The organism is Candidatus Microthrix subdominans (genome assembly GCA_016719385.1).
GTDB classification, from domain to species: domain Bacteria; phylum Actinomycetota; class Acidimicrobiia; order Acidimicrobiales; family Microtrichaceae; genus Microthrix; species Microthrix subdominans.
Map to the genome: position 1 here is coordinate 178,898 of JADJZA010000009.1, position 22,081 is coordinate 200,978.

The window sequence follows — 22,081 nt, forward strand, 5'->3', positions numbered from 1 at the left end:
ATTCGGGCCCGGTACGGTCCCTGACGTGGAACCTCATTTCCCGACCCTGTTCGATGCCATCGCCCGGGCCAGGCCCGATCGACCGGCGATGCGCACCCCGGACCGCACGACGACGTGGGCCGACCTGGCCCGGCGTACCGATGCGTTCGGGGCGGCGCTGGTCGAGGCCGGCATCGTCGCTCCCCCGGTTGCGGCAGCGGCGCCAACCGAGCCGTGGCGGTGCCCCAACCCGCGGGTCGCCCTCTACATGCACAACCACCCCGCGTACCTGGAGGCGATGGTCGGCGCCTGGAAGGCCCGGGCGACGGGGATGAACGTCAACTACCGCTACCGGGCGACCGAGCTGGTCGATCTGCTCAACGACGCCGAACCCGAAGCGGTCGTCTATCACCAGGCGTTTACCCCCACCCTGTCGGAGGCCCTCCCCCGCTTGGCGCACCGCCCCCGGCTGATCCTGCGGGTGCCCGACGACTCCGGCCATCCCCTCCTGCCCGGGGCGCTCGACTACGAGGAGGTGCTCGCCGGCGCCGGGGCGCTGCCCGACGAGGTGCGTGCGGCCTGGAGCCACGAGGACCGCTATGTGGTGTTCACCGGCGGCACGACCGGCACGCCCAAGGGGGTGCTGTGGCGCCAGAGTGACTTCGCCGTGTCGGCGCTGGGGTTCCACCCGGGCGAACTCGCCGACGAGGTTGGTGCCGAGGCGTGGGCGGCGTCGTTGCCCGACGCTCCGCCCATCACCTTGCCGGCGCCGCCGTTCATGCACGGGGCCGCCCACTGGAATGCGCTGGCCGCCTGGTTGAAGGGTGGCACGGTCATCCTGCCCGAGCACCCCGAGCGCTTCGACCCGGATGCGGTGCTCGACGCGGTCGAGTGGGGCGAGGCAACCGCGTTGATCATCGTCGGCGATGCCTTCGCCCGGCCGCTGCTCGAGGCCGACCGCCGCCGTCACCGGCAACTCCCCAGCCTCCGCCACCTGCTGACCGGAGGTGCGATCCTCTCCCCGTCGGTCAAGTCGGAGCTGGCCGAACGCTGGCCCCACCTGAGCATCGTCGACGTGCTCGGCAGCTCGGAGTCCGGTCGCCAAGCGGTGCACCGTCACCGCGCCGGCCCCCCCGGGATGACGGTCGAGGCCGAGGCGCGGGCGTTTCGCCCCGGCGCCGGCACCGTGATCGTCAACGACGCGGCCGACGCGCTGATCGAACCCCCACCCGAGGGTCGACCGAGCTCGGAGGTCGGCTGGCTGGCCCGCAGCGGCCGGGTGCCGCTGGGTTACCTCGGCCACCCGGGACGCACCGCCGGCACCTTCCCCGTCCTCGGCGGCCGGCGCCTGGCGGTCACCGGCGATCGGGCCCGGTACCGGCGCTCCGGGGATCGGCTCAACATCGAGCTGCTCGGCCGGGAGTCGGCGTGCATCAACACCGGCGGCGAGAAGGTGTTCGCCGAGGAGGTCGAGGAACGACTGGCCCATCACCCGTCGGTGGTCGACCTGGTCGTCGCCCCCGCCGAGGATGCCCGCTTCGGCCAGGCGGTTGGAGCGGTGGCGGCGCTGCGCCCGGGCGCTCGGCTGAGCCTGGACGAGCTGCGGGAGTTCGGGCGGGCGCACCTGGCGGACTACAAGCTGCCTCGCCGTCTGGTGCTCGTCGACCAGGTGGTGCGGTCGCCGAGCGGCAAGCCGGACTACCCGTGGGCTCGGGCACAGCTCGCCCCGGACCCCTCCGAGCCCCACGCTCCCAACGAATCGGTTTAGCCACGACCGAGGCGGCGGTACGATTGGTCGGATGAGGGGCGCCGCGAGAGAGGGCTACGGGCAGGACGGGACGCCCGAGGCGCCGGCCGAGCCTGGATTGGCCGATGACGCCGGGGGGTCCTGCGAACCCGAGGTCACCGACGAACCCGAGTTGGCCCCCGAATCCGGATTGGCCGACGAAGCCGAGCAGTCCGACGATGCCGGGCGGTCCGGCGAGGGGTCGGCGGGCTCCGCCAACGACGACACGACGCCAGGTTCGACGCGGGCCCGTCGCTTTCGCCCCGGGGCGTCCAACCCGAGCGTCGCCATGTTTCGCCGACCCAAGCGCCCGCGTTTTCGGCGCTCCTCCGACGTGCTGATGGAGCCCAAGCAGCGTGGCCGACTGAGGGCGGCGGCGATCGCCGCCGAGTACGCCACCGGGCGCCGCGAGGACAGCGAGGAGGCGGCGAGTCGCAACGTGCTCATCCGCCTCGGCCGCATCAGCCTGGGCACGCTGGTGATTCTCGCCGGCATCATCATGTTGATGGCCCCCGGGCCCGGGGCTCTGGCCATCGCCGCAGGGCTGGCCATCCTGTCCAAGGACGTCGCCTGGGCCGACCGGGCGCTGCACTACATCCGGGAGAAGGTTCCGGGGGTACCCGCCGACGGCTCGATCCCCCGCTCCACCTGGCTGGTCATGGGGCTGCTCACGGCGTCGGGCATTGCGGTCGGGATCTACCTCAAGACCGGTGTCTGACCCCTCCGCCAACGCCACCGCCGCCGAGCGTGGCACCTGGGCGCTCGCCCGGCCACTCGACCTGCGCGCCACGCTCGGGCGGCTGCGGGGCGGCTCGACACCCACCCGCCGGCTGTGGCCCGATCGGGCCCGCTGGGCCGGCCGCTGGCCGTCGGGGGTGGCCACCCTCGCCCTGCGCGTCGCCGACGGGGCCCTCATCGCCGTCGCCGCCGGGCCCGGCGCTGCGGAGGCGATCGCCCTGGTCCCGACGCTGGTGGGGCTGGACGACGATCACCGGCCACTGGTCGATGCTCGACCGCCGGCACTGGCGCGTCTGGCCCGCCGCAGCGCCGGGTATCGCATGGGCGCCACCGGCGATCTGACCGGTGCCCTCCTCCCCGCCGTGCTCGGCCAACGGGTGACCGCCGGCGAGGCCCACGGCGCCTGGACCCGGATGTGCTGGGCCTACGGCGAGGCGGCACCCTCACACCCGCACCTCGACCGGCTGATCCCCGACCCCGACCGCCTGGTCGTGCCCCCGAAGCCGAGTGTGATCGCCACCCTGACCGCCCACGAGCTACACGGCTTCGGCGTCGAGCGCTCCCGTGGCGACCTGATGATCGGCCTGGCCCGACGGGCGTCGTCGCTCGATCAGCTCGTCACACGACACCCGGCCGCCGAGGTTCGCCGCAGGCTGTGCACCATTACCGGCCTGGGCCCCTGGACCGTCTCGATCGCCACCCGCGTGGCGATGGGCGATCCCGATGCGGTGCTGCTCGGCGACCTTCACCTCCCCTCGACCGTGGCCTGGGCCCTGGCCGGGGAGCAGCGGGCCGACGACCAGCGCATGCTCGAGCTGTTGGCGCCCTACGCCGGGCAACGGGCCCGGGTACAACAGCTGATCAAGCTGGCGGGCATCCGCGCCCCCCGCCGCCATCACCGCTATCGACCCCTCCCGATCGCCCGGATGTAGCCCTTCGCCGCGGTGGAGTAGCCCACAGGATCTCCACAGCGGGGCGGTCGTCTGCACCGTCATCTCCACAGAAATATCCCGAAAGACACAGCCTTGTCCTCTTCCTCCGCACAGGGTGACCGGCGTACGGTCGACACATGGCCACTTACGAGGTTCATTTGCGAGACGGATCCACCCACGAGGTCGACGGCGTCGACGCCTACCAGCCGGAACGCACGATGACGACGTTCTTTCGCTCCAACAATGCCCGCAAGGCGATCGACTGCTGGTCCGAGCGGGTGGCCAGCTTTCGCACCGACGAGCTGCTGGTCATCCGGGTGTCGCCCGAGTGCGCCGCCGGCGCCGATGGTGCGGTGCCCGACGGTGGCCGGCACGCCTCCGGGCCGTCGGTCGCCACCCGGCGCAACGTCAGCCTGGTGTCGGCCTAGCACCCCGGCCACACGTCCTCGATCGGCGGGTGTCGCGGCGACGGTAGGCTGCGCTCCGTGGAGGGGCAGCTGGCCGCACGGCGTCCGAGGATCCTGGTCATCGTTCCCGCCTTCAACGAGGAGGAGTCGATCGACGCCCTCCTGCAGCGGGTGGCTTCGCTGAGCGACTCCTCGGCGACCCTCGACGTGCTCGTCGTCGATGACGGCTCGATCGACGCCACCGCTGCGATCGCCAGGCGCGCCGGCGTGGCGGTGGCCCCGATGCCGGTGCACCTGGGCATCGGGGCGGCGCTGCGGACCGGGTTTCGCCATGCCCACGACGCCGGCTACGACGGCGCTGTGCAGCTCGATGCCGACGGCCAACACGACCCCGAGGAGATCGAACGGATCCTCGCCGGGCTGGCCGAGGGCGCCGACCTGGTGATCGGCACCCGGTTCGGCCACGACGACGACATCCGGGCGCCCAACTACCGGCCTTCGGCCTACCGGGCGCTGGCGATGCGCTGGCTGCGTCTGGGGGTGCGCCTGCATACCGGCGCCCACCACAGCGATCCCTCCAGCGGGTTTCGGGGTTTCTCCGCACCGTTGGTGGCGTCGTTCGCGGCCGACTACCCGCTCGACTACCTGGAATCGGTCGAGTCGCTCATCACCGCCCACCTGCTCGGCTTCAGCGTGGCCGAGGTGCCGATCACCGGCCGCACCCGGGTCTCGGGGGTTCCCTCGCACCGGGGCCACCGGCTGGGGTTCCACTACCTCCGCATGTGGACGGCGTTGATGTTGCTGCGCCGCCGGCGCGCCTCATGAGACCGACGAGCGGTGCGATACACGGGCTGACGCCGTGAGACGAACGGGCGTCAGGATCGGTGGGGCGAGATGAACGACATGTGGCGCTGGCTGGCGCTGATCTGGGCGGTCGTGTCGGTGGGCACGGTCCTGTGGTTCGTCCGCCTCGGGCGCCTGCGGATCAAGTACGCCTTTCCGACGATGGCCCTCGGGCTGCTGGTCGGGGCCCTGGCGGCCGCTCCGGCGTTGGCCGAGCAGGCCGCCAGGCGCCTCCACTTGGAAACCCCCTTGGCGTTGGTGACGCTGCTGGTGCTCGCCTACTCCTCCGGCATGTCCCTGGTGGCGGTGCGCGAGCTCAGCCGGCTCGAGGCCCGCATCCGGTCGTTGGCCGAGGCGGTGGCGCTGCTCGACGCCCGCACCTACCGGGTGCAGGATCAGCGGCCCGCCGCCGACCCGCCATCCCCACCTGCACCGGAGGACTAGGCCTCACGGCACGTGAGCGGTTGCCCGCGCAGATCATCCGGCGCCGCCCACTATCATCGCCCGGGTCATGAGACGGCTCCTCGGCAGGTTGGAGCAGTGGAGGCCCTGGCCTGTCGCTGCGCTGGCCCTCGTCTCCTATGTGCCGCTGCTGTTGACCCATCGCGGCCAGGTCGGCGCCGACACGAAGAGCTACCTGTACCTCAACCCGGGCAAGCTGCTCGCCGACGCCCCCTGGTTGTGGGAGACCGGCGTTGGGCTGGGCACGGTCACCCACCAGAACATCGGGTACCTGTGGCCCGCCGGGCCGTTCTATTGGTTCTTCGACATGATCGGCGTCCCGGACTGGATCGCCCAACGGATCTGGTTGGGCACGATCATCTTCGCGGCGGGCATGGGCGTGCGCTTCATGTTGCGCACCCTGCGCTGGGAGTTGCCCGGCGTCACCGTCGCCGCGCTCGCCTATGCCCTCAGCCCCTACCTGCTGCACTACGGGGCCCGCATCTCGATCATCTTGTTGCCCTTCGCCGGGCTGCCGTGGCTGATCGCCTTCACCGCTCGGGCACTGCGCCACGGCGGCTGGCGGGATCCGGCCGCCTTCGCGCTGATCACGATGACCGTCGGCGGCATCAACGCCACCTCGTTGCTGTTGGTGATGATCGGCCCGGGCATGTGGGTGCTGTACGCGCTGCTCGCCGAACGGGAGATCACCTGGGGCCGGGCGTTGGCGGTCGTGGCCCGCATCGGCGTGCTCACGCTGATCACCTCGCTGTGGTGGATGGCCGGCCTGATGCTGCAGGGCAAGTACGGCATTCCGATCCTCGACTACACCGAGACCTACAAGGTGGTCGCAGGGGCGTCGTCGGCCCCGGAGATCATGCGGGGGCTCGGGTACTGGTTCTTCTACGGCAGCGACTCGCTGGGTCCGTGGATCTCCGGCGCGGTGACGATGGTGCAGAACCCGCTGGTGCTGGTGGTCAGCTTCCTGCTGCCCGCCCTGGTCGTGGTCTCGGGGTTCCTCACCCGGTTCCGTTACCGGGCGTACTTCGTGCTGATGGTCGTCGTCGGTGCGCTGACCGCCATCGCCTCCCACCCCTTCGACTCCCCCACGCCCGCCGGTGCGCTGTTCAAGGCGGCGACGACGACCGATGCCGGCCTGGCGTTCCGGTCCACCCCGCGGGCCCTCCCCCTGCTCGCCCTCGGCGGGGCGGTGTTGCTCGCCGCCGGCATCTCGGCGGTGGCCACGCTGCGCCCCCGGCTGCGGGTGCCGCTGAGCCTGGTGATCGTGGCGCTGATCGGCATCAACCAGGCGCCGCTGTTCCTCGGACGGATGGTCGACGACAACCTGCAGCGCTCGGAAAACATCCCCGAGTACTGGAACGAGGTGGCCGCGGCTCTGGACGCCGGCGACCGGGACACCCGCGTGCTCGAGATGCCGGGTATCGACTTTGCCAGCTACACCTGGGGCAACACGGTCGACCCGGTCACCCCTGGCCTGATCGACCGCGACTACGCCGCTCGCGAGTTGATCCCCTACGGCTCGTTCGCCTCGGCCCAGCTGATGATGGCCCTCGACCTGCCCTACCAGGAGGGCACGGCCAACCCGGCGGCGTTGGGCCCGATGCTGCAGCTGATGTCGGTCGGCGACCTGGTCGCCCGCAACGACCTGCGCTTCGGTCGGTACCGCTCCCCCCGTCCCCGGACGTTCTGGGATCAGGTGACGTCGGCCCCCGGTCTGGGCGATCCGGTGGGCTTCGGCCCCGACGTGTCCGATCGCCCCGACCCGGTCGTGCCGCTGTTGGACGGGATCGAGTTGGGGACCGACCCGGCGTTGCCCGACCCGCCGTCGGTCGGCATCGTTCCGGTCGAGGATCCCCGCCCGATGGTGCGCACCGAATCGGCCGCTGCCCCCACCCTGTTGGACGGCGACGCCCACGGGCTGGTCACGGCGGCCGGCGCCGGGATGATCGACCCGGACCGGCCGGTGCTGTACTCGGCCAGCTTCGCCGACGATCCGGACGCGCTGCGGGCGCTGGCCACCGAGCCGGGGGCCGAGCTGATCGTCACCGACTCCAACCGCAAGCAGGGCCTGCGCTGGGGCTCGGTCCGGGAGAACCGCGGCTACACCGAGCGCGCCGACCGGGAGCCGATCATCACCGACGTCAGCGACAACCGCCTCGACGTGTTCCCCGAGGCCGACCGCGATTCAAACGGCGAAACCGACACCGACACCCAGACCGTCGTGGAGACCCGCGGCGGTGCCACCGTGGACGCGACCACCTACGGCAACGGGGTCAGCTACACGCCCGGGGACCAACCGTTCTTCGCCGTGGACGGTTCGCTGAACACCGCATGGCGCACCGGGGCCTTCGGCGAGCTCAAACAGGATGCGCTCGAGCTCACCTGGGACTCGCCGGTCACTACTGACACCGTGACCTTGGTACAGAGCCAGCGCAGGGGCAACAGGCACATGACCCAGGTCGAGTTCAGCTTCGATTCCGGCGACGGAGTCTTCGCCGATCCGATCGAGGTCGACCTTGGGGAGGAATCGCTGAGCCCGGAGGGGCAGGTGGTCGACTTCCCGGAGCGGACGTTCTCCCGGATGCGGGTCGAGATCCTCGACACCAACGTGGGTGAGCTGGCCGACTACGGCAAGGTGTCCGAGGTGGGCATCGCCGAGCTGATGGTGGCCGATACCACCCTCGAGCAGGTGGTGCGCCCGCCGACCGACCTGCTCGACACGTTGGGCGGCGACAGCCTGTCCAACCCGCTGGCGATCGTGTTGCGCCGTGCGGCGGCCAACCCCGAGGAGGGCGTGCTCGACGACGAGGAGCCATCGATCGTGCGCACCCTGTCGGTGCCCGCTGAGCGCAGCTTTGCCCTCGGAGGGCTGGCCCGGCTGTCCCTCGGCCAGCCCGACGAGAGCATCGACGCCATCCTCGGCGTGCCCGGCGCCGACGAGGGAGGCGTCACCGCCAGCTCCGCTGCACGTTTGGCCAGCCTGCGGGCGCGTGCGGCATCGGCGAACGATGGCGACCTGAGCACCGCCTGGCAGAGCCCGGCCAACCCGCAGGGCGGCACCTGGGTGAACTTCGAGTATCCGAAGGCGATCAGCGTCGACGAGCTGGAGTTCAGCTACCTCAACGACGGACGCCACTCAACACCGAAATCCATCCATCTCGAGGGCGACGGTGTGGCCTCGGCGTCGATCGAGGTGCCGGAGGCCAAGCCGGGCGATACGCGTGGCGACACGACGACCGTCCGCCTCGAGGTGCCCGAGGCGGTGCGCGGTACCAACCTTCGCCTGGTCGTCGACGAGATCCACCCTCGCACCACGCTGGAGTGGTTCAGCCACTCCGAGGCGGACCTGCCGATCGGCATCGCCGAGGTGGGTTGGGGCGGACCGACGATGGGCGCCCCACTCGACGATCTCGGCGGCGTCTGCCGCGACGACCTGTTGTCGCTCGACGGCCAGGCGATCGGCATCCGGCTCGAAGCGACGGCCGACGAACTGCTCGACCGCCAACCGGCAGGGGTACGCACCTGCGACCCGGAGGCGCCCGCCGGTTCGGGCACCGCCGACGACGAGCGTCCGACGATCGAGCTCGGCCCCGAGGCCTCGCTGCTGCGCAGCGGCGCCGGCCTGAGCGTGGGTGTCGACCTCGACGAGCTGTGGCTCACCTCGGCCGCCGGGGGCGACGCGGTGGCCACCCCGGCCGAGCCACTGGGCAGCACCGATCTGAAGGGCGGCGCCGCGGCGCCACGGCTGGGCGTCGACCCGAACACTGCGCCCGGCCAGTCGGCGCCTCGCACCGAGACCGGGCGCACGTCGCGTTTGACCTACGAGGTGTCGGTCGCCGACGCCGACGAGCCCTACTGGTTGGTGATGGGCCAGTCGTTCAACCCCGGGTGGCATGCGACGACCGCCGACGGCACCGACCTGGGGCCGCCCACGCTGATCAACGGCTTCGCCAACGGGTGGCTGGTCAACCCCGGCGAAGTGGGCCCCGACGCCAAGATCGTCATCGAATGGACCCCGCAGCGGACGGTGTGGATCGCACTCGCCCTCTCGCTGATCGGCCTGCTGGTCACGCTGGGGATGGCGTTCTTCGACCCGAAGTGGCTGGGTGGACGGGTCAACCGTCCTTCGGCCCGGGTGTCCCACGTGGTGCCGCTCAGCCCGCTCGACCGCTTCGGGGCGCCCCGGTCGTGGGTCCGGGCCGGCCTGCTCGGCCTCGGCGCCGCCGTCGTCGGCGTGCTCGCTTTCGGGCTGCCCGTCGGGCTGATCGCCGGTGCGTTCACCGCGTTGGTGTTGCGCTACCCGTCCGCCTGGCCGGCGCTGCGGGTGGTGGGGATCGGCGGCTACGGCCTGGGCGGCCTGTTCGTCATCGCCAAGCAGATCCGCAACGGCTACGAGCTGGGCTTCGAGTGGCCCAACCTGTTCTCCGCCGCCCATGGGCTGGTGCTCGTGTCGCTGGCGCTGCTCGCCGTCGACGTGGTGGTCGAGGGGCTCGTCGGCGGCTGGCGACGGACGGTGGACGACGATTTCGACCGGGAGAAGACCTGACGATGACCGGACCATCGGTGCACGCCGGCTCGCTCAGCACGGCGGGACGGGCGCGCCTGGCCGAGTTGGCCGACGCCTCCGGGATCCGCCGGGTTCACATGTTGGGCTGGCGCGACCTGGACGACGACGAGGCGGGCGGCTCCGAGGTGCACGCCTCGACCGTGGCCGCCCTGTGGGCGGAGGCGGGCCTCGAGGTGACGATGCGCTCGTCGGCGTCGAAGGGCCGCAGCGCCGAGGGCTTCCGCGATGGCTACCGGGTGATCCGGCGGGGCTCACGTTACGGGGTGTTCCCCCGGGCTGCGGCCGCCGAGATCACCGGGCGTCACGGGCCCAGCGACGCCCTGGTCGAGATCTGGAACGGCATGCCGTTTGTTTCTCCGCTCTGGTGGCGCGGCCCGCATGCGGTGTGGCTGCACCACGTGCACGGCCCGATGTGGAACATGGCGCTGGGCGACCGGCTGGGCAAGGTGGGGCGCCTGCTCGAGGAACGTGTGGCTCCACCGCTCTACCGGCGGGTGCCGGTGGTGACGTTGTCGGCCTCCTCCGAGGAGGAGTTGACCCGTGACCTGGGCTTCTCGCAGGACCGTGTGGGCGTGGTCGAGCCGGGCATCGATGCCCGCTATACCCCCGGCGGCACCCGCTCGGAGACGCCGCTGGTCGTTGCGGTGGCCCGCCTGGCGCCGGTCAAGCGGTTCTCGATGCTTGTCCGGGCCGCCGCCCGGGCTCGCGAGCGGGTGGGGGACCTGCGGCTGGTGATCGTCGGCGAGGGCTACATGCGCCCGGACGTCGTCGCCACGATCGAGGCGGTCGGCGGACAGTCCTGGGTGCACATGGCCGGACACGTCAGCGATGACGAGCTGATCGACCTCTACCGCTCGGCCTGGTGCGTGGCCTCGGCGTCCGAGCGCGAGGGGTGGGGCATGACGATGACCGAGGCGGCCGCCTGCGGCACGCCGGCGGTCGCCACCGACATCGCCGGGCACGCCGACGCCATCCGGGCCGACCACAGCGGCCTGCTCGTCGACGGCGAGCAGGGGCTGGCCGACGGCCTGGCCCGCCTGCTGGGCGACGCCGCCCTGCGCACCCGGCTGCAGGCCGGCGCGCTTCTGCGGGCCGCCGAGCTCACCTGGGAGCACACCGCCGTCGCCAACTTCGAGGTGCTGGCGACCGGGTCGGTGGCCAACGCCCGACCCCTCGGTACAAGCGGGCCGTAGGGACCAGGCGGCTGTCTCGCCGTGTGGGTGGTGCGGCGGCCCGAGGCCTAACGGGGCGTGAGGTAGCGCTCGGGTGGAGGCCCGTACCGGCCCCGCACAAAGTCGACGATGCCCTCCCACCGGGCACGGGCGTCGAACACCAGCGGGCGACGGGCGGGGCGCAACACGCCCCCGGCCAGCTGGTACAGCGAGATGCACAGTCGGATGAAGGCGTGGTACAGCCCGGAGTGGGTGCGCACCAACAGCAGCGTGTTGCGGTGCTGGAGGTAGTCGACCAGGGCCACGCTGGAGCCGAGGTGGGTGTTGGTCACCCGGGCGCCGCGCACCAGGCCGACGCCCCAGCCCAGCTGCCGGGCGCGGGCGCCCAGGTCGGCCTCCTCGCAGTAGGCGAAGTAGCGCTCGTCGAACAGCCCGATCTCCTCGAGCGCCGCCCGGCGGGCGACCATCAGCGTGCCGTGCGGGTAGTCGACGTCCTCCCACCCGTCGGGGTCGGCCGGCGTCGCCGCCGGGCCCGGCACCGTCACCATGCCGCCGAAGTAGGGGTCGAACACCGGGATGGATCCGTCGCCGACGTCGGCGCAGGCCAGCGCAGCGCCGGGCCGGGCATCGAGTGCCGCCCCCATCCGCTCCAGGCAATCCACCGCCGGTGCGGCGTCGTGGGGGGCGAGCGCCACCCACTCGGTGTCCTCGTCCGTGTTGCAGCTGGCCAACCAGTGGCGCAGGCCAAAGTTGGCGCCGGGCCCAAACCCCAGGTTCTCCCCGGCCTCGAGCAGCTCGATGAGGGGGCCGTTGTCACCCGGCGGGCGGCCGCGCTCCAAACCGGCGCTCTCCAGCCCGGGGCGCTCCAACCCGGCGCTCTCCAGCCCGGCGCGCTCCAACCCGGCGCGCTCCAGCCCGGCGCGCAGTGCCTCCAGGTGTTCGGCGGTCGAGCCGTTGTCGACGACGATCAGGCGTTCCAGCTCGGTCTGAGCCAGCCAGGCGTCGAGCACGTCGAGGAGCGCAACCGATGCGTTGCGATGGATGAGGATCCCGGTGAAGCGTGCCACCGCAGCAGCCTCCCCCGGGCTGGTACCGTCCCGCCAAACGAACCGGCGGCCCCGAGGCATCGATCGGCCGGACACAGCCTGGAGGCACACACCCGTGGACACAGCGCAGTTGAACCGCGACCTGAGCGACGAGCAGTCGGCGCTCGACGAGGTCGTCGCCGGCCTCGACGACGCCGCCTGGTCGCTGCCCACCCCCAGCGAACGCTGGAGCGTGGCCGACCAGATCGCCCATCTGACGTTTTTCGACCGGGCCGCAGTCCTGGCGATCGAGGATCCCGACGCGTTCGGGGCGCTGTTCGAGGCGCTGCTCGGCTCCGCCGTCGACGGTGACGAGGGCGTCGACGCCCACACGCTGGGCGAGTTTCGGGCGATGAGCCCCGCCGACTTGCTCGAGGCCTGGCGCGAGGGCCGCCGCCGGCTCGAGCGTGCCGCGGATTCGCTGGAGGAGGGTGCCCGGGTGAACTGGTTTGGCCCGCCGATGAGCGGCCGCTCGTTTCTCACCGCCCGCCTGATGGAGGTGTGGGCCCACGGCCAGGACATCTGCGATGCGGTCGGCGCCACCCGGCAGCCCACCGCCAGGTTGGCCCACATCGCCCGGCTGGGCTTCCTCACCCGGGGCTGGACGTTCACCAACCGCGGCGAGGTGCCGCCGGTCAGCGACGTGCGGGTCGAGCTGGTCGCCCCCGATGGATCGAGATGGGACTTCGGGCCCGCCGACGCCGCCGAGCGGGTCAGCGGCGGCGCCGAGGATTTCTGTCTGGTCGTCACCCAGCGCCGCCACCTGGACGACACCGAACTCGATGTGGTCGGCGACGACGCGCTGAGCTGGATGACCCAGGCCCAGGCGTTCGCCGGCCCACCGACAGACCCACCCGTGCCCGCCGGGATCAAGCTGGAGTAGGACAGCTACAACGGTCGGTCGCCGGGCGCCACCGGGGTGGGCAGGTCGGTCGAGCCCATCAGGGCGGCATCGACCGATGCGGCGCACGATCGGCCTTCGGCGATCGCCCAAACGATCAGGCTTTGGCCGCGGCCCATGTCGCCGCACACCCAGACGTCGTCGGCCGAGGTGCGGTAGTGGTCGTCTCGGGCCACGTTGGAGCGGGCGTCGCGCTCGACCCCAAACTGCTCGAGCAGCGGAGAGTCCTCCGGCCCGGTGAAACCCATCGCCAGAAACACCAGGTCGACCGGCAACTCGGTTTCCGATCCCGGCACTTCGTCGAAGCTCATCCTCCCGTCGACCAGGCGGGGGCGCACCTCGACGAAGTGCAGGCCGGTCAGGACGTTGTCCTCGTCGGCGACGAAGTGCTTGGTCGAGACGGCGTAGGTCCGTTCGCCGCCTTCCTCGTGGGCCGAGGTGGTGCTGTAGGTGAAGGGCCAGGTGGGCCAGGGGTGGGCGTCGGTCCGGTGCGTGGGCGGCTGCTCCATGATCTCGAACTGCTCGACCGACGCGGCCCCCTGGCGGTGGGCGGTGCCGAGGCAGTCGGCCCCGGTGTCGCCCCCGCCGATGATCACGACCCGCTTGCCGGCGGCCGAGATCGGGGCGTCGACCCGGTCGCCCTCCTGCACCCGGTTGGAGCCCGGCAGGTACTCCATCGCCTGGTAGACGCCGGTGGCCTCACGCCCAGGGATCGGCAGGTCGCGCCGGGCGGTGGCGCCGCCGGCGAGCACGACCGCGTCGGAGGCGCGACGCAGTTCGTGCGCATCCAGGTCGATGCCCACCTCGGTGTCGGTGACAAACCGGGTGCCCTCGGCGCGCATCTGGGCCAGGCGGCGGTCGAGCACCCGCTTCTCCATCTTGAACTCGGGGATGCCGTAGCGCAGCAGCCCGCCCAAGCGGTCGGCCCGCTCGTAGACGGTGACGGTGTGACCGGCCCGGGTGAGCTGCTGGGCCGCCGCCAGGCCGGCCGGGCCCGAGCCGACCACCGCCACCCGCTTGCCGGTCAGGCGGGCGGGTGGGATCGGGCGCACCCAGCCCTCCTGCCAGGCCCGGTCCACGATCTCCTGCTCGACGCGCTTGATCGTCACCGGGTCGGCGTTGATGCCCAACACGCAGGCCGCCTCGCACGGCGCCGGGCACAGCCGCCCGGTGAACTCCGGGAAGTTGTTGGTGGCGTGCAGCGCCTCGATCGCCTGGTGCCACTGGTGGCGGTAGATCAGGTCGTTCCAGTCCGGGATCAGGTTGCCCAGCGGGCATCCCTGGTTGCAGAACGGGATGCCGCAGTCCATGCAGCGGCTGGCCTGCGCTTCGAGGTCCTCGGCGGGAAAGTCCTCATACACCTCGTGCCAGTCCTTGATCCGCACCGGCACGGCCCGTCGTGCCGGCAACTCCCGGCCGAGCTCGAGAAATCCTCGTGGGTTACCCATAGTTGGCTCCTTAAGCTCGGGCGGCGGCCATGACCGCGTCCATCGTGGCGTCGGCGTCCAGACCCTCGGCCTCGGCCTTGGCGGTCACCTCGAGGACTCGCTGGTAATCGGTGGGCATCACCTTGGTGAACTCGCCAACTGCGCTCTCCCAGCGGGCGAGCAGCTCGGCACCCACGTCGGAGCCGGTCACCTCGACGTGTCTGGCGATGACCTCACGCAGGAATTCGGCCTCGGCGCTCGAATCCTGGGAGCCGTGGTGATCACCGTTGCTCTCAGGGTCCGTCGGGGAGCGCCGCCGAGCGATTGCAGCTCGACCATGCCCGGGTTGACGTTGGCAACGAGTGCCCCGTCGGGGTCCCACACATAGGCGATGCCGCCCGACATGCCGGCGCCGAAGTTTCGTCCGGTCGGCCCGAGCACGACCGCTCGGCCGCCGGTCATGTACTCGCATCCGTGGTCGCCCACACCCTCGGTGACGACCAGGGCGCCGGAGTTGCGCACGCAGCACCGCTCCCCCACCTGGCCGCGCACGAACATCTCGCCGCCGGTGGCGCCGTAGGCCATCACGTTGCCGGCGATGATGTTGTCGGCGGCCACGAAGCTCGGATGGGTGCTCAGCGGGGGCGCCAGGACGAGGCGACCGCCAGAGAGGCCCTTGCCGACGTAGTCGTTGGCGTCGCCGAAGAGGCCGAGCGTGATCCCCCTGGGCAGGAAGGCGCCGAAGCTGTTGCCCGCCGACCCGGTGAAGTCGATGGTGATCGTGTCGTCGGGCAGGCCCTCGGCCCCCCAGGCCTTGGTCACCTCGTGGCCCAACATGGTGCCCACCGTGCGGTTGACGTTGCGGATCGGCAGCTCCAACCGCACCGGGGTGCCATCGGCGATCGCACCCTCGCTGAGGGCGATCAGGGTGTGGTCGAGCGCCCGTTGCAGGCCGTGATCCTGTGCGGTCGTGTGGTGAAGGGCGGTGCCCATGCTCGGCTCCGGGGTGTACAGGATCGGCGACAGGTCCAGCCCGGCTGCCTTCCAGTGGTTGATCGCCGCCCTCGTGTCGAGCAGTTCGGCGTGGCCGACCGCCTCCTCGAGCGTGCGGAACCCCAGCTCGGCGAGCAGCTCGCGCACCTCCTCGGCGATGAACTCCATGAAGTTGACGACGTGGTCGGCCTGGCCGGCGAAGCGGGACCGCAGCTCGGGGTTTTGGGTGGCGATGCCCACCGGGCAGGTGTCGAGGTGACACACCCGCATCATCACGCAGCCGGAGACGACCAGCGGCGCGGTGGCGAAGCCGAACTCCTCGGCGCCGAGCAGCGCGCCGATCACCACGTCGCGACCGGTCTTCAGCTGCCCGTCCACCTGCACGACGATGCGGTCGCGCAGGCCGTTGACCAGCAGGGTCTGCTGGGTCTCGGCCAGGCCCAGCTCCCACGGCGCGCCGGCGTGCTTCAGCGACGTCAGCGGGCTGGCGCCGGTGCCACCGTCGTGGCCGGAGATCAGCACCACGTCGGCCTTGGCCTTGGCCACCCCGGCCGCCACGGTGCCCACCCCCACCTCGGCGACCAGCTTGACGTGGATGCGGGCCTCCGGGTTGGCGTTCTTCAGGTCGTGGATCAGCTGGGCCAGGTCCTCGATCGAGTAGATGTCGTGGTGCGGCGGCGGGCTGATCAGCCCGACGCCGGGCGTGGAGTGCCGGGTGCCGGCGATCCACGGGTACACCTTGTGGCCGGGCAGCTGGCCGCCCTCGCCCGGCTTGGCCCCCTGGGCCATCTTGATCTGCAGGTCGTCGGCGTTGGTCAGGTAGTGCGACGTCACCCCGAATCGGCCGGAGGCCACCTGCTTGATCGCCGAGCGGCGCAGGTCGCCGTTGGCGTCGGGCAGGTAGCGGTCGGCGTCCTCGCCGCCCTCGCCGGTGTTGGACTTGGCCCCGAGGCGGTTCATGGCGATCGCCAGGGTCTGGTGGGCCTCCGCCGAGATCGAGCCGTAGCTCATCGCCCCGGTGGAGAACCGCTTGACGATCGCCGAGACGGGTTCCACCTCGTCGAGCGGCACCGACGGGCGGGCGGCGGTGTCGAAGGTGAACAGGCCCCGCAGGGTGGCCAGCTGCTCGGCCTGGTCGTCGACCAGCGTCGTGTACTCCTTGAAGATGGCGTAGCTCTTCGACCGGGTGGCGTGTTGCAGCTTGAACACGGTCTTCGGGTTGAACAGGTGGTACTCGCCCTCCCGGCGCCACTGGTACTCGCCGCCCGCCTCCAGGGGGCGGTGGGCCAGCTCCTCGGGCCGGTCGGGCCAGGCGAGGGCGTGGCGGCGCCGCACCGTTTCGGCGATCTCGTCCAGGCCGATGCCGCCCAGCCGGCTGACCGTGCCGGTGAAGTACTCGTCGACCAGCTCGTGGCCGAGGCCGATCGCCTCGAAGATCTGGGCGCCGGTGTAGGACGCCACCGTCGAGATGCCCATCTTCGACATCACCTTGAGGATGCCCTGGCCCGCGGCCCGCACGTAGTTGGCGACCGCCTGTTCGAAGCTGACGTCGCCCAGGCGCCCCTCGGCGACCAGGTTCTCGATCGTGTCAAAGGCGGTGTAGGGGTTGACCGCCGCCGCGCCGTACCCGATCAGCGTGGCGAAGTGATGCACCTCGCGGCACTCGCCGCTCTCGACGATCAGGCCCACCCGGGTGCGGGCCTTGGTGCGCACCAGGTGGTGGTGCACCGCCGAGGTGGCCAACAGCATGGGGATCGGGGCCCGGTCCTCGGTGGAGAACCGGTCGGACAGGATGACGACGTTCACCCCCTCCTCGATGGCGGCGGACACCTCGCTCCGCAGGCGCTCCAGGTCGGCGGCCAGGCCGGCGCCGCCCTCGGTGACGCCGAAGTGGGTGTACAGCACCCGGCTCTGGAAGCCGTGCGGCCGGGTGTCGTCCAGGTCGCGCAGCTGGCGCAGCTGGTCGTTGTGCAGCACCGGGTAGGGCAGCTCGATCAGCTCGGCGTCGGCCGGGTCGAGGTCCAAGACGTTGCCCTCGGGCCCAAACACCTTGCCCAGGCTGGTCACCAGCTCCTCGCGGATGGCGTCGAGCGGCGGGTTGGTCACCTGAGCGAACAGCTGGGTGAAGTAGTCGAAGAGCAGTCGTGGCCGATCGGACAGCACGGCGATCGGCGTGTCGGTGCCCATCGAGCCGAGGGCCTCCTTGCCGTCGCGGGCCATCGGGGTCAACAGGATGCGGATCTCCTCGAGGGTGTAGCCAAACACCTGCTGGGCGCGCAGCGTGTCGAGGGCCGGCTCGGTGAAGTGCGGCTTGGCCGGCAGGGCCTCCAGGTCGATCAGCCCGTCGTCCAGCCAGCGCTGGTAGGGGTGGGCGGCGGCCAGCTGGGCCTTGATCTCCGAGTCCTCGATGATGCGGCCGGCGTCGGTGTCGATCAGAAACATGCGACCGGGTTGCAGGCGGCCCTTGCGCACGATCCGCTCGGTGGGGATCTCCAGGGTGCCCACCTCGGAGGCCATCACCACCAGGCCGTCGTCGGTCACCCAGTAGCGGCTGGGGCGCAGGCCGTTGCGGTCGAGCACCGCGCCGACGATCGTGCCGTCGGTGAAGGTGATCGACGCCGGCCCGTCCCAGGGCTCCATCAGGCAGCTGTGGTACTCGTAGAACGCCCGCAGCGCAGGGTCCATCGATGTGTGGTTCTCCCACGCCTCGGGGATCATCATCAGCACGGCGTGGGGCAGGCTGTAGCCGCCCAGGTGCAGCAGCTCGAGGGCCTCGTCGAAGCGGGCGGTATCGGAGGCGCCGGGTGTGCAGATGGGAAACAGCCGGTCGAGGTCGCCCTCGATCAGGTCGGTCGACAGCATCGCCTCCCGGGCCCGCATCCAGTTCTGGTTGCCCTGCACCGTGTTGATCTCGCCGTTGTGGGCGATGTAGCGGTACGGGTGGGCCAGGGGCCAGGACGGAAACGTGTTGGTCGAGAAGCGGCTGTGCACCAGCGCCAGCGACGACTCGAAGCGCTCGTCGGTGAGGTCGGCGAAGAACGCCCCCAGCTGCGGGGTGGTCAACATGCCCTTGTAGACGATCGTGCGCGAGGACAGGCTGGCGAAGTAGGCCTCGGTCCCGACGTTGCCTGGCAGTTCGTGTTCGATCCGCTTGCGCAGCGGATAGGCGGCCCGGTCCAGGTCGATGCCGCTGCGGCGTCCGCCGGGACGGTCCTCGGGGTCGGCCACGATCAACATGACGAAGCGCGGCATGGCATCCAGCGCCCAGCTGCCCAGCATCGAGGGGTCGACCGGCACGTCGCGCCAGGCGATGGTGCACAGGCCCTCGTCGAGGACCAGGTCCTCGATGGCGTCGCTGACCGCCCTGGCGTCACCGTCGTCGCGAGGCAGGAAGCCGATCCCGGCTGCGTAGTGCCCGGCCGGGGGAAGCTCGGCGCCGATGACCGACCGCAGAAAGCGGTCGGGGACGCCGACGAGGATGCCGGCGCCGTCGCCCGAGTTCTCCTCGGCGCCGGTGGCACCCCGGTGTTCCAGGTTGCACAGTGAGGTCAATGCCTGCTGCACCAGCCGGTGGGAGCGGCGGCCGTGCAGGTCGACCACGAAGCTGACGCCACAGGCGTCGTGTTCGTAGGCGGGGGCATACAGCCCGTGCTCGGCCGCCGCCCTGACGTTCGGGGCCGGGTCGGTCGGGTGCGGGTCGGTCGGGCGCCGTGGCGCAGGGGTTGGGTTGATCAAGCGTCGTTCCATCGAGAGCCTTCCAAAAGGAGGTGGGCGGCTCGAGACAACGCTGGCCCGGCTCACCCATATTAGCCCGCGCGGCGGTCCTCCACCGGGTTGGGGTTGACGTTGAGGGTGCCCGCAGGCCCGGGTTCGCTCCAGGGATTTGGCCGACCCGTCCCAGGTCGGCTCACTCGGCAGCGTTCCCCGACGCGTCCGTCGTCCAGCAAGTCTGCGGGTTTCCCCGACGCGTCCGCCGTCGGGCAAGTCTGCGGGTTTCCCCGCCGCGTCCGTCATCGGGCCAGTCGGTGGAGTTCGCCGGCGCGTCCGTCATCGGGCCAGTCGGTAGAGTTCGGGCATGTCGATCGCTCGCACCGGGCCCTCCCGGCCCCTTCGCAGCCCTTGCGTGGCCCTCGTCCTCACCGTCTTCTCCGCCCTGGCGCTCGGCGCCTGCGGCGGGACGACGTCGGCCGACGTCGCCACCCGTGCTCCCGCCGCAAAGGCGGCCTCGGACGGGGCCGACGCCCCCAAGGCCGGCGAGGAGGCTCAGGCCCCGGCCCCGGCCGAGGGTGATGGCGCTGCCGAGGCGACCACCACCGAGGCCGACGACGGCCGCGACCCCGTGTTGGGCGACGGCAAGCCGGTGACCATCGCCTTCGCCGGCGACATGAACTTCGAGGGGGCGACCGCCTCCCGGCTCGATGCGGACCCCAACTCGGTCTTCGGCCCGGTCAGCAACATCCTGTCCGACGCCGACCTCACCATCGCCAACCTGGAGACGGCCGTCACCAAGGGTGGCGGCTCGCCGGTGGGCAAGCAGTTCACCTTCTCGACCGGGCCCGAGGCGTTGACGGCCATCGCCGCCGCGGGCATCGACGTGGTCTCGATGGCCAACAACCACGGCATGGACTACGGCGAGGCCGGTTTCGCCGAGTCGCTGCAGGTGCGCGACGAGACCGACCTGCCGATCATCGGCATGGGCGCCAACGAGGACGAGGCCTATGCGCCGCACATCGCCGAGGTGAACGGCCAGCGCATCGGCGTGATCAGCGCCACCCAGGTGCTCGACGGCTCGTTCATCAACAGCTGGACGGCCACCTCCGATCACGCCGGGCTGGCGTCGGCCAAACGGGTGGACAAGATGGTCGAGACCGTCGAGGCCACCCGCGCCAAGGTGGACACCCTGATCGTTTTCCTCCACTGGGGCACCGAGACCGAAACCTGTCCCAACGAGGCCCAGACGACCCTCACCCCGCAGCTGATCGACGCCGGGGCCGACATCGTCGTCGGTGGCCACCAGCACCGCGTGCTGTCCGCCGGCTATTCCGGGGCGGCGTTCGTCGGCTACGGCCTAGGCAACTTCCTGTTCCGGGCCAACTCCGAGCTGGGCAGCCGCTCGGGCGTGCTGAAGGTCACCGCCACCGGGCGGCGCATCGACGGCTACGAGTGGGTACCCGCCCGCATCAACGGCGCCAACCAGCCGATCCCCGCCGAAGGCCAGGAGGCCCAGAACCTGCTGGCCAGCTGGAACGAGCTGCGGGGTTGCACCGGCCTGACCGATGCGGCGACCGCCCAGCCCACCCCGGCGGGCTGATCCGGTGGCCTCCCCGCAGCGGCGCGCCGGCGAAGCGGACCAGCGCCTCGACGATCATGGGTCCGGACAGCTCCCCGATCGGGTCTCGGGGCGCCCGGTCGACCCGACCGACGACCTGTGCGACCTGATCGCCGCGTCGCCATCGCCGTACCACGCAGCCGACGAGGTCACCCGCCGTCTGGCCGAGGCCGGCTTCGACGAGCGCTCCCCCGGTGACGATCTGCCCGGCGACGGCCCGGTCGTCGTCCGCAGCGAGGGGCTGGTCGTCGCCTGGTGCCGCCGGGGCCAACCCGCCGACGCACCGTTGCGGGTGGTCGGTGCCCACACCGACAGCCCCAACCTGCGGGTCCGCCCCCAGCCGGACCGCTCGGTGGCCGGGTGGCGCCAGCTGGGCGTGGAGGTCTACGGCGGGGCGCTTCTGAACAGCTGGCTCGATCGCGACCTGGGCCTGTCCGGCCGGGTGGCGCTACGCGCACCGCATTCCGGCGATGGCATCGCCGAGAGGACCGAAGCGTCCGTTGGGGCGGACGATGCCGGGGTCGGTCGCTCCGCCCGCCCCGAGCGCCGCCCTGCCGTCCAGCTTCGTCACGTCCGTTGGGACCGACCGCTGCTGCGGGTGCCGCAGCTGGCGATCCACCTCGACCGGGACATCTCGGGCGATGGGCTGCAGCTCAACAAGCAACAGCACCTGACGCCGGTGTGGGGCATCGGCCACTCCAGTCCCGGCGAGTTCCGGGCCTGGATCGCCGGCGAGCTCGGCGTCGACGGCGACGACGTGTTGTCGTGGGACCTGATGACCCACGACCTCACCCCGCCCGCTCGGCTGGGTCAGGCCGACGAACTGCTGGCGGCGCCCCGCCTGGACAACCTGTGCTCGTCCTGGGCCGGCACGACGGCGCTCATCGAGGCCGCCGGGCGGGACCCGGCCGATCTGGAGCACCCGATCGTGCCAGTACTCGTGCTCGCCGACCACGAGGAGGTGGGCTCGACCAGCGGCGTGGGCGCCGCCTCGGCGCTCATCGTGCGGTTGCTCGAAGGCTCGATCCGGGCCGCCGGTGGCGACGACCGGGCGATCCAGCGGGCGCTGGCAACCTCGATGATCGCCTCGGTCGACATGGCCCACGCCACCCATCCCAACTATCCGGATCGCCACGAGCCGGGGCACCCGATCGCCCCGGGTGGCGGCCCGGCGCTGAAGGTCAACTCCAACCAGCGCTACGCATCCGACGCCCGGACGATCGCCCACGCCCGCCTGGCCGCCGAGCGGGCCGGGGTGGCACTACAGACCTACTCGCATCGGGGTGATCTGCCGTGCGGTTCGACGATCGGGCCCACGCTGGCCGCCTCGCTCGGGGTGGGGGTCGTCGACCTGGGTGCGCCGCAGCTGTCGATGCACTCGGCCCGCGAGCTGATGGCGGTGGCCGACGTCGAGCCGCTGGCCAAGCTGCTCACCGCCTGGTTCGTGTGAGTCGAGCCCC

Annotated in this window: 13 protein-coding genes and 1 pseudogene; 11 read left to right on the forward strand and 3 right to left on the reverse strand. The window is 71.5% G+C overall.

The features are described from left to right. The first annotated feature begins 25 nt into the window (after window positions 1–25). The 8 genes from IPN02_17305 (at window position 26) to IPN02_17340 (ending at window position 10,907) form a co-directional block, all read left to right on the forward strand. Window positions 26–1,747 (forward strand): AMP-binding protein, encoded by a 1,722-nt coding sequence (locus IPN02_17305; GenBank protein MBK9298545.1) that lies wholly within the window; start codon window positions 26–28, stop codon window positions 1,745–1,747. Between the two features lie 31 nt (window positions 1,748–1,778). Then, window positions 1,779–2,483, forward strand: coding sequence for a hypothetical protein (locus IPN02_17310; protein MBK9298546.1), 705 nt, complete (start codon window positions 1,779–1,781; stop codon window positions 2,481–2,483). Continuing rightward, entirely contained in the window at window positions 2,476–3,435 is a 960-nt protein-coding gene (locus IPN02_17315) for a DNA-3-methyladenine glycosylase 2 family protein (protein ID MBK9298547.1), read from the forward strand. The genes IPN02_17310 and IPN02_17315 overlap by 8 nt, the downstream gene beginning before the upstream one ends. A gap of 137 nt (window positions 3,436–3,572) precedes the next feature. After that, window positions 3,573–3,863, forward strand: coding sequence for a hypothetical protein (locus IPN02_17320; GenBank protein MBK9298548.1), 291 nt, complete (start codon window positions 3,573–3,575; stop codon window positions 3,861–3,863). A 57-nt stretch (window positions 3,864–3,920) separates the two neighbouring features. Next, window positions 3,921–4,667: a glycosyltransferase family 2 protein gene (locus tag IPN02_17325; protein MBK9298549.1), complete on the forward strand. Its 747-nt coding sequence runs from the start codon at window positions 3,921–3,923 to the stop codon at window positions 4,665–4,667. A gap of 69 nt (window positions 4,668–4,736) precedes the next feature. Further along, entirely contained in the window at window positions 4,737–5,129 is a 393-nt protein-coding gene (locus IPN02_17330; protein ID MBK9298550.1) for a DUF2304 family protein, read from the forward strand. 67 nt (window positions 5,130–5,196) lie between these two features. Continuing rightward, window positions 5,197–9,693, forward strand: a complete 4,497-nt coding sequence (locus IPN02_17335; protein MBK9298551.1) for a DUF3367 domain-containing protein — start codon at window positions 5,197–5,199, stop codon at window positions 9,691–9,693. Window positions 9,694–9,695: 2 nt separating this feature from the next. Further along, window positions 9,696–10,907, forward strand: coding sequence for a glycosyltransferase family 4 protein (locus IPN02_17340; GenBank protein ID MBK9298552.1), 1,212 nt, complete (start codon window positions 9,696–9,698; stop codon window positions 10,905–10,907). 47 nt (window positions 10,908–10,954) lie between these two features. Here the strand turns inward: IPN02_17340 and IPN02_17345 are convergent, their stop codons facing one another. Further along, on the reverse strand, window positions 10,955–11,953 hold the full coding sequence (locus IPN02_17345; GenBank protein MBK9298553.1) for a glycosyltransferase family 2 protein: 999 nt from the start codon (window positions 11,951–11,953) through the stop codon (window positions 10,955–10,957). Here IPN02_17345 and IPN02_17350 point away from each other — a divergent pair. Next, window positions 11,928–12,854, forward strand: coding sequence for a TIGR03084 family protein (locus tag IPN02_17350; protein ID MBK9298554.1), 927 nt, complete (start codon window positions 11,928–11,930; stop codon window positions 12,852–12,854). The two genes, IPN02_17345 and IPN02_17350, sit on opposite strands and share 26 nt — an antisense overlap. A gap of 5 nt (window positions 12,855–12,859) precedes the next feature. On the opposite strand, the gene IPN02_17355 is transcribed toward IPN02_17350, so the two are convergent. After that, window positions 12,860–14,320, reverse strand: coding sequence for a glutamate synthase subunit beta (locus IPN02_17355; GenBank protein MBK9298555.1), 1,461 nt, complete (start codon window positions 14,318–14,320; stop codon window positions 12,860–12,862). Window positions 14,321–14,330: 10 nt separating this feature from the next. Next, window positions 14,331–19,039 (reverse strand): annotated as a pseudogene (gene gltB, locus IPN02_17360) (glutamate synthase large subunit). A gap of 328 nt (window positions 19,040–19,367) precedes the next feature. Between gltB and IPN02_17365 the strand changes: the two are divergent. Both IPN02_17365 and IPN02_17370 read left to right on the forward strand, forming a co-directional pair. After that, complete coding sequence (locus tag IPN02_17365) at window positions 19,368–20,603, forward strand: CapA family protein (protein ID MBK9298556.1); 1,236 nt, start codon at window positions 19,368–19,370, stop codon at window positions 20,601–20,603. Further along, window positions 20,569–22,071, forward strand: a complete 1,503-nt coding sequence (locus tag IPN02_17370; GenBank protein MBK9298557.1) for a M18 family aminopeptidase — start codon at window positions 20,569–20,571, stop codon at window positions 22,069–22,071. The genes IPN02_17365 and IPN02_17370 overlap by 35 nt, the downstream gene beginning before the upstream one ends. Window positions 22,072–22,081: the final 10 nt, after the last annotated feature.